Below are 12,362 nucleotides of genomic sequence, written 5' to 3'. Positions count from 1 at the left end.
CTCTATTCCGAATCAAAACAGTGCAGTTTTGGTTTTAATGAATAACATCATGTATATTAGTGATATGAGCATTACCTTCCAAATCAGCATATATAATGACCACTTTACAACCTTGTATTGGGGGATTAGTAGTAGCAGTCGTTTTACAGATAATACAATAGTTATTACCAGAAACTAACTGAGAAGCAACATATAGAACCGGGACATATTGAACACCTACAAAACCTTCAAAAGCCTTGCTGAATGCTGTTGCTACAGGTTGGGGTAAATTACAACCTTCCATATCTTGAAATTCCCATCCGCCGAAACTAATTGACATTTCGAACACATCCTTTCTTGTCTTTAACTTATTTATCTCCTCTCTTGTGTTTTTTATGCAATTATTCAAAGTGACCAAAACAATAACACGAAATCAGCATAAACATGTATTTTTGAATATGATTCCCTGTTCTCTATATGCATATCATTACTTTGTCTTTGTTTCACGGATGTTGTGTTAGAAATTGTGGCATCACTCTGAAAGAAACAATCAACAAGAAGTAAAGAAGAGATTGTATAATTCAACGTAATGAAGGTTGTAATGCGAAATGATATAAGTGGAGAAAAACAGAGTTCGTTTTTTTGTCTCTCAGCCGTTATTTGATGATTTTTTTCAAATATGACATGATTCTGGACGGTAGACGCCCGAATGTAAAGAATCAAACTGCTTCAGACTGTCAAAGCTAGGCTAGAAGAAAGAAGTGGACCGTGCGTTTCATACAAGCTGTGCAAAGGGTATGGAAGAGAAAAAGACAGAAACGAATGAGGGCGGAGAATGTGAAAAAGAGGAGACTGGAATTTTTATTTTTATATTTCATGATATTCGGGGCATATGTGGTGTTTTGGTGGCCAGTGCCAGCATGGGGCTTTCAGCTTTACGCAGCTAGTTATATCGCCATTATTTTATTTAGTATCATCTCGCTGATGCTAGAGAACCGGACATCACAGCACACATTGTTATGGATATATGTGCTGATCTTTTTCCCGATCATTGGCTATATGTTTTATTTATTCTCGGGGCAGCTCTACGTAAAAGGTCATTTGTTCAAATCGAAGAGAATGTATAACCGTGAAAAGTTACGTAGAATATCTGAGCTTGAGAGCAAGCCGGATGAAACACGTTTAACCGAGAATCAGCGTGCTTTTTTTGATTACACAGAAAAAGCGACAGGAATGCATGTGAATACAAATAGTGATATGGAGATTTTAAAGAATGGGGAGGAAACCTTTCCCCGGATTTTTGAAGAGTTGAAAAAGGCAAAAACGTTCATTCATATTGAATATTACATGTTTAAATCTGATTTCCTCGGTCACCAAATGATGGAGATTCTGATTGAAAAAGTGAAAGAAGGGGTAGAGGTTCGCTTCATCTATGATGCGGCAGGCAGCATTCGCTTCTCTCGAAAAGATATTAAACGATTGAAGCAGGCAGGTGTAAAAGTCGCTCCCTTTCTGCCTTTAAAATATGGATTCTTTAATCAAAAATTCAATTTCCGAAATCACCGAAAAATCGTGATTATTGATGGGGAAACGGGATTTGTCGGCGGGTTAAATGTCGGGAAGGAATATGTAGGGCGAGATGCAAGCATCGGCTTTTGGCGTGATACGCATGCGATGTTAAAGGGTGAGGCTGTTCAAACCCTTCATTCCATTTTCATGCTGGACTGGGAGTATGTATCAGATGAAGTGTTAATTGATGATCCGAAGTATCATACGCCGCACCCTGTGACAGGAGAGGATGTCATTCAGGTTGTACCAACTGGACCAGATATGAAGGAAAGTATGAGTGATTTATATGATGCACTCATTTCAAATGCGAAACAATTTGTCTGGATTGCTACACCGTATTTTGTGCCAAATGAGTCGATTCGCACAGCGTTAAAAATCGCTGCCACTAGAGGGGTGGACGTACGTGTGATGGTACCGGAGACAAATGACGGCTTTCTCACACAATACGCCACACGATCCTATTTTGCTGAGCTTCTGAAAGAGGGCATCAAGGTGTATCACTATCAAAAAGGCTTCATGCATCAAAAGGTCATGATCGCAGATGGGGAACTTGCCTCTGTCGGTACCGCAAATGTGGATATGAGAAGCTTTCAGCTCAATTTTGAGGTCAATGTCTTTACAGCCGCGAAGAAGCCAATCGAGCAATTGATAGCCCATTATGAGGAAGATATGAAGGAATGTGAGCAAATGGGACCCGTTCATTTTTATAAAAGAGGCTTAAAAGAGCGTTTGAAGGAATCGTTTGCCCGGTTGTTTTCAGGTGTGTTGTGACCCTTCCCATTAGAAGAAATCATTTCCGAATCTAGTATTTTCATGAGGATTCCTCTATAATTGAAAATGATTATCAATTATAGAGGAAATGAGGTTTTTTTACATATGCTTAAACGCTTTTTCGCCTATTACAGGCCCTATCGAGGTCTGTTCTTTTTAGATTTCTTTTGCGCTGTCGCAGTTGGACTGATGGAACTAGGTTTTCCGCTCATCGTGAACTACTTCATTGATACATTATTACCGTCAGGGAACTGGACGATCATTGGCTGGACCGCACTTGCGCTTTTTGTCATTTATGCACTCAGCTCGGTTATGCAATTTATTGTGTCGTACTGGGGGCACATGCTAGGCATCAATATCGAAACAGATATGAGGAAGAAGCTATTTGATCACTTTCAGCGTCTGTCATTTAAATTCTTTGATAACAACAAAACGGGTAAGCTCATGTCACGAATGACAAATGACCTCATGTACATTGGAGAGGTGGCGCATCATGGGCCTGAAGATTTGTTTATTGCGATTATGACGATTCTTGGTGCCTTTGTTGTCATGCTGATGATTAACTGGCAGCTTGCCATATTAACCTTCCTGATCATGCCGGTCATCATCTGGCTTGCCCTTCATTTTAATAAGAAAATGACGCATGCGATTACACAGCTGAACAATGACATTGGAGACTTTCATGCAAGGGTTGAAAACAATATCGGCGGCATTCGTCTTGTTCAAGCCTTTGCCAATGAACATTTCGAGAAAAAACGTTTTGCTGAAAACAACAACCGTTTTCGCAAGGCGAAGCTTCTTTCCTATAAAATTATGTCGGTCAATGGATCGATTAGTTATATTCTCACGCGGCTTGTGACCCTGTTTGTCCTTCTGGCAGGTACATGGTTTGTCCTGCAAGGTCAATTAACGGCAGGTGGCTTTATTGCGTTTGTTCTGATCACAAATGTTTTATTTAGACCGATTGATAAAATCAACACGGTCATTGAAATGTATCCAAAAGGCATTGCGGGCTTTAAAAGCTATGTCGATTTACTAGAAACAGAGCCGGATGTGAAGGATACAGAAGGGGCACGTGATGTGTACGGATTGAAAGGTGAAATTGAATATCGAAACGTGACGTTTGGCTACGATGAGCACAGTCAAGTGTTGAAGGATATCAATTTGAAGATCAAGCAAGGAGAAACCATTGCGTTTGTAGGGCCTTCAGGAGCGGGGAAATCGACCATTTGCAGTTTGCTGCCTCGTTTTTATGATGTGGATGAAGGAGAGATCACGATTGATGGAGTGAGCACAAAATCCATGACCTTGTCTTCTTTAAGACAGCAGATCGGCATTGTGCAGCAGGATGTCTTTTTATTCTCAGGCACCATTCGTGAAAACATTGCGTACGGCAACCTAGAAGCGAATGATGCAGAGATTTGGGAGGCCGTACGACGTGCGCATTTAGAAGAACTCGTTCAGCGTTTCCCAGAAGGGTTGAATACTGTCATTGGTGAACGTGGCGTTAAGCTATCTGGCGGACAAAAGCAGCGCTTGTCGATTGCACGGATGTTTCTGAAAAACCCTTCCATTCTTATTTTAGATGAAGCCACGTCAGCACTTGATACAGAAACAGAAAAAGCAATACAGGATGCACTGAGCGAACTGGCTGTCGGCAGAACAACACTGGTCATTGCTCACCGGCTTGCGACGATCAAACACGCAGACCGTATCATCGTCGTGACGGAGGAAGGCATCCAAGAACAAGGCCGCCACCAAGACTTAATCCAAATGGGCGGGGTATACAGCAGACTGCATGAAGCGCAGTTTGGTCATTAATTGAAACTTTCAAATTCTGAGTTCATCTTTAGAGATGGACTCAGAATTTAGAAAAAAGGCTAAATTAAACATCACTTTAGCTTTTTTTCTACTTTTAGTGTATTTGAGAACTCTGCAATTTAAGCAGAACGAGCATTGATCGGGGTAAATTTGTGAACGCGAACACTAATTTTTCAGTAGGGACAGCAAATTCGAAGTCGGTATGGACACTGATAATAACTTCTATATATTTCTATAATTTCGATGTTAAGTGTTTAAATCTGAAAGCATGTACCGATGAAAATAATGATAAATAAAATATATAGAGGTGTTCAAGTGAACAAACAAGCATATTTATATAACTGTTTCGTATCATTTAATGGAAAGAAAACAGACTTAGCCTTTGATGATCTTTTGGATAAAATCGTGACTCTAAAACCAGAAAAAAAGTTAAAAAGGGTAAAGCAGGATGATTATACTAGTCTCAGTATGATCCCTGAGAATAATTCACGAATAAGAAAAGTTGGTTTTGGGAAATATAGAAATAAAAAGCCATATGAAACAGAAAAAGGTACTGACGTTGTAGAACTTATTAAAAGAGATGTACTAGAGATGAGTTCAGCTGTTTTTATTCCTAACTCTAGATTAGCAATTATAGAATACAACCATTATGGACCTAAAATGAGTGCGATTTCAGACTATTTAACAAGTTTTTTATATAAAGATGACGATAATCTTTGGGAAGTTGAATTTGAGCCGGTCGAAAGTAAACTTGGGTGGAAAGATATATCTGCCTCAACTGATATAAAAACTCTTGAAATAAAATTAGATATCGGAGGTAAATCAAGACATTTTATTTCAAGAGCTAACAATCCGGAAAGTTTATTTTTTAAATTAATCAAGACTACAGTAACTACACATAATGAATTCGGAGCAAATAAAGCTACTCTATCTTTCAGTAAAGGAAGAAAAGGAATAGGTTTTAATAAAGATAACTTAATGTCTTTACTGGAACTACTTAAATTAGAAAGTGAACTTTTTGAAACTGTTAAGATTAAATATCTTAGTCCAGAAACGAGAAGAACAGAAACGATAGATCTAAAGAACGAGGGTGTGAAAGGACTATATTTAAAAAATGTAACTATAAATAATAACTGGGAATTTATATGCAACGAAATTTTAGAAGAATATCCAAATAACGAAGATTCAACATATGCAAAATATGGTCCTCTACTTCCCAAAAGAATTTCAGATGTGATAATATAGAACAAATGTTCCTATTTTAAGGAGGTCTCTTTTCTATGCATCTTTTAGATCGTCTAGTTAAATTTCTAGAAAAATGGGGCATAATAATTCTATTGTTTATTGTCACATTAAGTTTATTTTGCTTACTTTATTTTCAAAGAGATCTTACTCTTGACACATTTGAATTCTTTTTAAATGAAAAAGAAGGAGCTTTTCTAACAATTGCAGGTATATTTATTGGGATATATTTTGCCATTTTCAGCTTTTTTATTGGAATAAAACCTGATTCTGTAATGGCAGATCTTGATGATGAAGATATACTAACACTGGTTAGATATTTGCGACAAAGTTTTGTGGGTAGTTTTGCATACATCTTTTTAACTCTCTTAAATTTCCCTTTTTTAACGGGTGTATCAAAAATTTGTTATTACTTTATCCTTATTGTTTCATTGTTATACATGCTATTGTCAGCTCTTAAAGTTGGCATTTATATGTATCTTACTTTTAAAGAGGATGTAGTAAACTTAAAAGATAATGTAGAAAATGCAAGAGAAGACTCCTATAAACTCCAAAGAATGTTAAATCTTTTTGAAGATTTTCTCGAAGAAGAGAAAAGAAAAGAGCGAGAACTACGCAATGAGAGAATACGGAACGAAAGCGATGAATGACAAAGGATTTCAATATGATAATAAATAACATATAAGTCCTAGACTATTTGAAGCATGCAAGGACATCAGTAAAGCCGCTTGAAGAATATTTTTTTAAAAGTCCTCGCAAAGACTTTAAAAATCTATAAACAATAATAAGAGAATTCTTTGGGTGATGAATGCGCAATCGAAGCGGGTAAGAATCAATTTAAAGTAATGTGATCTAGCTTCTAAAAAACATCTTGTGCGAAAAGTGCTCAACCTCCTTTTTTGCTAAGATCCAGTAGCCCTTTAGAAATAGGGCTTTTTTTGTTAGGATAGTAAAAACTCGTGTAGGAAGGATCTGATGGAATGAAGGGGCTTCGGCGTTTACAGAAGGGCGATAGGATCGGCATTTTTTCTCCGTCAAGCCCTGCATCAGCAACCTCGCCTCTTAGGTATCAGCGGGCGAAGGAATGGCTTGAACAAAAAGGATTCATTGTGGTACCAGGTTCTTTAACAGGGAAGGAAGATCATTACCGTTCAGGTACAATTCAAGAACGAGCAGATGAGCTGAATGAACTGTTGGCTAGAGACGATTTGGCCTGCGTGATGTCGATGATTGGCGGGACGAATTCGAATAGTTTGCTGCCTTATCTTGATTTTGAGCTGCTGAACAAACATCCGAAGATCCTGATCGGTTATTCAGATGCGACGGCGATTCTTTTAGCGGCTTATGAAAAAACGGGTCTGCCTGTTTTCTACGGACCGGCGCTTGTCCCATCTTTTGGAGAGTTTGAACCGTTCGTCACCCATACATATCAGTCGTTTGAGGACATCCTGATGCACCCGCAGACCATTCCATATCAGGTGGAAAAGCCACCCTTTTGGACAGATGAACGGGTCAACTGGGAAGAGAAGACCTGTGACAAAGAAAAGCGTCCAAACGATTGGCTGTGCGTCATAGAGGGACAGGCAGAAGGCAGACTGATCGGGGGGAATCTAAATGCCATGTATGGCATATGGGGGAGTGAGTTCATGCCCACGATTCGGAAGGGAGACATCCTCCTGATTGAAGATTGTATGAAATCCGCTTCGGTTGTAGAAAAAAACTTCTCTCTTTTGAAGGTAAATGGTGTGTTTGAACAAGTATCAGGTATCCTCTTAGGGAAGCATGAGCTATTTGATGATGAAGGAACGGGCAAGAAACCGCACGATATTTTACTTGAGGTGCTCGGAGATACAAAGAGACCGCTCATCACTGATTTTGACTGTGCTCATACACACCCAATGCTCACCATGCCAATAGGGACACGAGTGAAAATGGATGCAGCTGCAACACAAGTTTGGCTGACAGAAGAGTGGATATAAAGAAGAGCAGCCCAGAGGCTGCTCTCAGCGTGTAGACAAACCCTCGCATTCGTTGTCAGTCCTGCGTGCCGGTGCTCACGAATATTTCATTCGCTCCGCTCCGGTACTCGTCCTTCCTAGACTTCAAGGGCTTTCTATCACGCTGAAAAGAAACAAAGTGCTAAAATAAAGATCATTTTAGCGCTTTGTCAACAATCTGAGAGCAGCCCAGAGGCTGCTCTATGAAACCTTCTCTTTTTCAAATGGTTGAAGGAGATCTTGTGCCTTTTTTCCCTCTACTACAATTAAGTAGTCTGACTCTAAATGAGTGAGCCTGAAGGTTTCAAGCTCTACGATGTTTTTAATGTTGCACATTGTTTTTTTAGAATACACATATAAACGATGCTGAGCCTGATGGCACTTTTCATATAGAGAAATAAGCTTATGTAAATTCAATGCTTTCGCAGCGATTTGGATTGAATAGATTTGAGACATCTTCATATCCTCCTGTTAATAACTTTTTCACAATAGCTTTTTTACCCCTGTTTGCATAGGGATAAACCTTTCTCTATGATTTCCACTCAATGGTTCCTCCGCCCGTTCGCCGATTCCCTCTAATTGCAGACAGCTCTTCGACAAGACGGAGCAGGGCTTGATCCTTTAGCTTCGCCTCAATCATAAAATCCACATCGCGTCCATACGGCTTTAATGCTTGAAAAAGCGGTAAGACAAAGGACATATCTACACCATCGGCATGGCTGCGTATGGCCTTTTCTGATTTTGGTGAGGACAAATGGATTTTAGGCGGAATGCCAGTGTTGATCCAGGTGTCGAACGTTCTTGGCAGAATGTCATCAAGTGCGGCATCGTCATCTTTGTTTGCCACATGATGATGGTAATCAAAAACAAACGGAATGCCGTGCTTTTCGCATACACTGAGCGTTTCTAACGACGTATACGTTTTGTCATCATTCTCAAGAGTCATTCTCGCCTTGATATGAGCCGGAAGCTGTTTTATATTTTCATCAAAGCGGTGAAGTGCCGATGCCTTATCTCCATAAGCACCGCCCACATGAATATTCATATAGCCTTCCATTTCGAGCTTCATCGCCTCAAGCATCTGATAATGATACGTCATATCGATCACGGCATTCTCTGTAATTGAGGGCTTTGGGCTTGTAAATAAGGTGAATTGATTGGGATGAAAGCTAACTCGTAACCCGTGGCGTTTGACCAATTGACCGATCTCAAGAAATTCCTTGCGAAAGGGTGTCACAAAGTCCCAGCGAACCTCAGGATGGGTTGCCAGCGGAACAATCGAGCTGGAAAAACGGTAAAGCGGAATGTCATGAGCAATCGCAAAATAAAGTGTTCTTAATGTATTGACGAGATTGGCCTTCGTAGTTCGCAATAAAGACTCTTCTCTTTCTTCCTTTGAGAGCTTGCTGTATCTTGCAAAGGTCAGCGACTTGGCAGGAGAAGCTTCCCACAGGGTGACGGCATTGGATACATAACCAAATCGATAACGCATATGTCATCTCCTTTATAAAAAATACGAGAACATGGCGCCTACCCACTCAAGCGGCCGTGTGAAAAGCGGGCGCTGTTTAAATTTCTCTTCTGTCATGAGCTCAGACACTTCAATGTGTTCACGAATCTTTTCCTCCACGTGTGCAGTAAAGGCTGCATCATCAATGGCCACATCTACTTCCTCGTTTAAAAACAAGCTTCGTTTATCAAAATTCGCCGTACTGATGATGCACCGACTGTGATCAATGAGAATCGCTTTGGAATGATAAAACCCTTTATAAAAACGATACACAAGACAGCCAGAGGCAATCAGATCCTTCAAATAATGAAATCCAGCTTCTTTCACAAGAGGATGATCTGCCTTCATGGGGATGATGATTTCCACAGTGACGCCTCGCGTTCTCGCCTCAAGCAGGGCCTTGAGAAGAGGGACTGATGGAATAAAATAAGGCGTACAGATGGTGATCTGCTGCCTAGCCTGCTGAATATCACGAAGAAATAAAGCTTCTAAAGAAAAGCCAGCAGTCGCACGTGTAGTGCATTGTAAAGTTCCCGGTTCCAGTGCAGGGAAAACCTCGTATTGCAGCTGATGAATGCCTGACGATCGGTACAAATCATTGAGGAACACATGCTGGAGGTCTGCGACAACCTGTCCTGTCATTCGCAGGTGATAATCCTTCCAAATACCAAATCGCCCCTTTTTCCCTACATATTCATCACCGATATTAAACCCGCCAATATAGCCGATCTTCCCATCAATCACGGTGATCTTACGATGATTCCTCATGTTTAACCGATAAATTAAAAAAGGGAAACGAGGTTTATTTAAAAAGTAAAATTGGATGCCGCTTTTTTCTAGCATGTCAATTGACTTTTGATCAAACGGATAGGACCCTAATCGATCTGTTAGCAAAAAGACTGAAACCCCTTGTTCCGCTTTGGTTTTCAATGCTTGTAAGATCCTTTGCCCAATATCGTCGTTCTTTACAATAAAGAACATCATATGAATAGAAGAAGAGGCATGATGAATATCCGTGAGCAGCTGATCAAAAAGTGGTTCGCCATCATGATAAAAGGCTGCATCGCCACTTGTTTGATTAAAGGTTCGTTCGAAAGCATGGGTAGAAAAATATTTCTTTGCTGTATAAAGGTCCAACATCACGAGTAGTACGATTGCGATGAGTACGAGTAGGATGATCAATGCGATCATGAAGGTTCCTCCTTTTTTGCATATTTCAATAGTGTACCCAAACGCGCAAAAAATATTGACTGAATACTCATTCATTATTTATGATAGAGGTACAACATGGAAACGGAACAAAGTGGGTTGTGGGAATGAAAGGGGGAGCAAGATGAATAGCCTTTTAATGATTAACTTGATCGCTTTTGCGGCGGTGACCGCTTACGCTGTGTATTTGTTTATTTATCTCATTCGAACACGAGCGGCGTATATTCGTCTTGGCAAAAAAGAAGAGTTTCAACAAGACATGAAGAAACGCTTAGAGCGTGTTTGGGTCAATGTGTTTGGGCAAAAGAAGCTGTTAAAGGACAAAAAGAGCGGCATCATTCATGTGCTGTTTTTCTATGGATTTATTCTTGTTCAGTTCGGAGCCCTTGATTTTATTATGAAGGGACTTGTCCCAGATAGCGGGCTCCCGTTAGGTCCGCTGTACGGCGTCTTTACATTCTTCCAAGAGGTCGTCACACTTCTGATTTTAGTGGCGGTTGTTTGGGCTTTCCATAGAAGATATGTAGAGAAGCTTGTCCGTTTAAAAAGAGGCTTTAAATCAGGTCTTGTGCTGCTGTTTATTGGCGGTTTGATGCTGACAGTATTATTAGGGAACGGCATGAACATCATCTGGCATGGACACTCTCTATCACCAACTGAGCCAATTGCTTCAGGCATTGCGTTCTTGCTGGGCGGGCTCTCGCCTCTGGCGGCAACGATTGTTTTTTATGTCGCATGGTGGGTGCATCTCCTGATTTTGCTGACGTTCTTAGTGTACGTCCCGCAATCTAAGCATGCTCATCTAATTGCAGGGCCAGTGAATGTATTTGTCAGCAGATTGGACCCGCCAGGCAAGCTGCAAAAAATTGATTTTGAAGATGAGACGCAAGAGACCTTTGGTGTTGGGAAAATTGAAGATTTCCGTCAGTCTCAGCTGATTGACCTTTACGCCTGTGTGGAATGTGGGCGCTGTACGAATATGTGCCCCGCAACAGGGACAGGAAAGATGCTTTCTCCAATGGATTTGATCTTAAGATTAAGAGATCATTTAACAAATAAAGGGGCCGCCATTACATCAAAGACACCGTGGGTCCCGCAGCTTGCCTTCAAGCAGACAACAGGGAACCAGCTTGCGATGCAGGCGAGAGGAGCTGGAGCGGAAGAATCGGCTGCCAGCACCATGTATCATCCTTCTCTCATTGGTGAGGTCATTACAGAAGAAGAAATCTGGGCATGCACAACGTGCCGAAACTGTGAAGATCAATGCCCTGTCATGAATGAACACGTCGACAAAATTATTGATATGCGCAGATATCTCGTGCTGACAGAAGGAAAAATGGACGCAGATGCACAGCGTGCCATGACAAGCATTGAGCGCCAAGGAAACCCATGGGGATTGAACCGGAAAGAAAGAGAAAATTGGCGTGAGCTTCGAGAAGATGTGCATGTGCCGACAGTGAAAGAGCTGAAAAAATCAGATCAGACCTTTGATTATTTATTCTGGGTTGGTTCGATGGGGGCATATGACAATAGAAGCCAAAAGATTGCGCTTGCCTTTTCAAAACTGCTCAATGAAGCAGGGGTCTCCTTTGCCATCCTAGGCAATAAAGAGAAAAACTCAGGCGATACACCAAGAAGACTTGGGAACGAATTTTTGTTCCAAGAGCTAGCTACAAAGAACATTGAAGAATTTCAGAAAAACGGCGTGACAAAGATCGTCACGATTGATCCGCACGCCTACAATTTATTTAAAAATGAATACCCAGACTTCGGGCTTGAGGCAGAAGTATACCATCATACAGAATTACTGGCAGAGCTAGTGAAAGAAGGGAAATTAACACCTGTACATGAAGTGAACGAGGTGATTACCTTCCACGATTCTTGCTATCTGGGCAGATATAACGAGGTGTATGACCCGCCAAGAGACATTTTAAAAGCCATTCCTGGTGTGACGCTGAAAGAAATGGAGCGCAATCGTGAAACCGGTATGTGCTGCGGTGCAGGCGGAGGCTTAATGTGGATGGAAGAAGAGACAGGTACGCGGATTAACACAGCACGAACGGAGCAGGCCTTACAGCTGCAGCCATCCATTATCAGCTCAGGATGTCCTTATTGTTTAACCATGCTTGGAGATGGAACAAAAGCGAAAGAAGTAGAGGAGCAGGTCGGCACATTTGATGTCGCAGAACTTCTTGAAAAATCAGTGTTTGGCGAGGCTAAAACACAGGCTTCGTAAGGGTGACAGGCCGATGAATATGATGTTC

At 41.0% G+C, this 12,362-nt stretch carries 10 protein-coding genes; 6 read left to right on the top strand and 4 right to left on the bottom strand.

Annotation, left to right across the window (positions count from 1 at the left end; all coding sequences use genetic code 11):
- Positions 1-34: 34 nt before the first annotated feature.
- Positions 35-319, bottom strand: coding sequence for a hypothetical protein (locus C6W18_RS08630; RefSeq protein WP_223251657.1), 285 nt, complete (start codon positions 317-319; stop codon positions 35-37).
- Positions 320-816: 497 nt separating this feature from the next.
- On the opposite strand from C6W18_RS08630, the gene cls (C6W18_RS08625) reads away from it, so the two are divergent.
- From cls (C6W18_RS08625) to C6W18_RS08605, 5 genes are all read left to right on the top strand, one after another.
- Positions 817-2,319: a cardiolipin synthase gene (gene cls, locus C6W18_RS08625; protein WP_223251656.1), complete on the top strand. Its 1,503-nt coding sequence runs from the start codon at positions 817-819 to the stop codon at positions 2,317-2,319.
- 105 nt (positions 2,320-2,424) lie between these two features.
- Positions 2,425-4,140: an ABC transporter ATP-binding protein gene (locus C6W18_RS08620; RefSeq protein WP_105927433.1), complete on the top strand. Its 1,716-nt coding sequence runs from the start codon at positions 2,425-2,427 to the stop codon at positions 4,138-4,140.
- Between the two features lie 315 nt (positions 4,141-4,455).
- Positions 4,456-5,385 (top strand): DUF6731 family protein, encoded by a 930-nt coding sequence (locus C6W18_RS08615; RefSeq protein ID WP_105927263.1) that lies wholly within the window; start codon positions 4,456-4,458, stop codon positions 5,383-5,385.
- Positions 5,386-5,420: 35 nt separating this feature from the next.
- Positions 5,421-6,032, top strand: a complete 612-nt coding sequence (locus C6W18_RS08610; protein WP_105927261.1) for a hypothetical protein — start codon at positions 5,421-5,423, stop codon at positions 6,030-6,032.
- Between the two features lie 330 nt (positions 6,033-6,362).
- Positions 6,363-7,361: a S66 family peptidase gene (locus C6W18_RS08605; protein ID WP_105927259.1), complete on the top strand. Its 999-nt coding sequence runs from the start codon at positions 6,363-6,365 to the stop codon at positions 7,359-7,361.
- A 219-nt stretch (positions 7,362-7,580) separates the two neighbouring features.
- On the opposite strand, the gene C6W18_RS08600 is transcribed toward C6W18_RS08605, so the two are convergent.
- The 3 genes from C6W18_RS08600 to cls (C6W18_RS08590) form a co-directional block, all read right to left on the bottom strand.
- Entirely contained in the window at positions 7,581-7,835 is a 255-nt protein-coding gene (locus C6W18_RS08600; RefSeq protein WP_003215306.1) for a hypothetical protein, read from the bottom strand.
- Between the two features lie 73 nt (positions 7,836-7,908).
- Complete coding sequence (uvsE, locus tag C6W18_RS08595; protein WP_105927257.1) at positions 7,909-8,871, bottom strand: UV DNA damage repair endonuclease UvsE; 963 nt, start codon at positions 8,869-8,871, stop codon at positions 7,909-7,911.
- A gap of 12 nt (positions 8,872-8,883) precedes the next feature.
- A complete protein-coding gene (gene cls, locus C6W18_RS08590; protein WP_105927255.1) occupies positions 8,884-10,080 on the bottom strand; it encodes a cardiolipin synthase in 1,197 nt (398 codons plus the stop codon).
- Between the two features lie 142 nt (positions 10,081-10,222).
- On the opposite strand from cls (C6W18_RS08590), the gene C6W18_RS08585 reads away from it, so the two are divergent.
- Positions 10,223-12,334, top strand: coding sequence for a (Fe-S)-binding protein (locus C6W18_RS08585; protein ID WP_105927253.1), 2,112 nt, complete (start codon positions 10,223-10,225; stop codon positions 12,332-12,334).
- Positions 12,335-12,362 lie beyond the last annotated feature (28 nt).

The sequence above is a fragment of the Bacillus sp. LLTC93 genome (assembly GCF_002993125.1).
Taxonomy (GTDB): Bacteria; Bacillota; Bacilli; order Bacillales; family Bacillaceae; genus Bacillus; species Bacillus zhangzhouensis.
Note: the sequence above shows the minus strand (reverse complement) of the source record. Positions and strands in the feature narration are given on the sequence as shown.

What these genes read in the sequence shown, in the direction of transcription:
- C6W18_RS08630 (WP_223251657.1), bottom strand. Translation starts at nt 319, where the DNA reads ATGTCAATTAGTTTCGGCGGATGGGAATTTCAAGATATGGAAGGTTGT.
- C6W18_RS08620 (WP_105927433.1), top strand. Translation starts at nt 2,425, where the DNA reads ATGCTTAAACGCTTTTTCGCCTATTACAGGCCCTATCGAGGTCTGTTC.
- C6W18_RS08610 (WP_105927261.1), top strand. Translation starts at nt 5,421, where the DNA reads ATGCATCTTTTAGATCGTCTAGTTAAATTTCTAGAAAAATGGGGCATA.
- C6W18_RS08605 (WP_105927259.1), top strand. Translation starts at nt 6,363, where the DNA reads ATGAAGGGGCTTCGGCGTTTACAGAAGGGCGATAGGATCGGCATTTTT.
- C6W18_RS08600 (WP_003215306.1), bottom strand. Translation starts at nt 7,835, where the DNA reads ATGTCTCAAATCTATTCAATCCAAATCGCTGCGAAAGCATTGAATTTA.
- uvsE (WP_105927257.1), bottom strand. Translation starts at nt 8,871, where the DNA reads ATGCGTTATCGATTTGGTTATGTATCCAATGCCGTCACCCTGTGGGAA.
- cls (WP_105927255.1), bottom strand. Translation starts at nt 10,080, where the DNA reads ATGATCGCATTGATCATCCTACTCGTACTCATCGCAATCGTACTACTC.
- C6W18_RS08585 (WP_105927253.1), top strand. Translation starts at nt 10,223, where the DNA reads ATGAATAGCCTTTTAATGATTAACTTGATCGCTTTTGCGGCGGTGACC.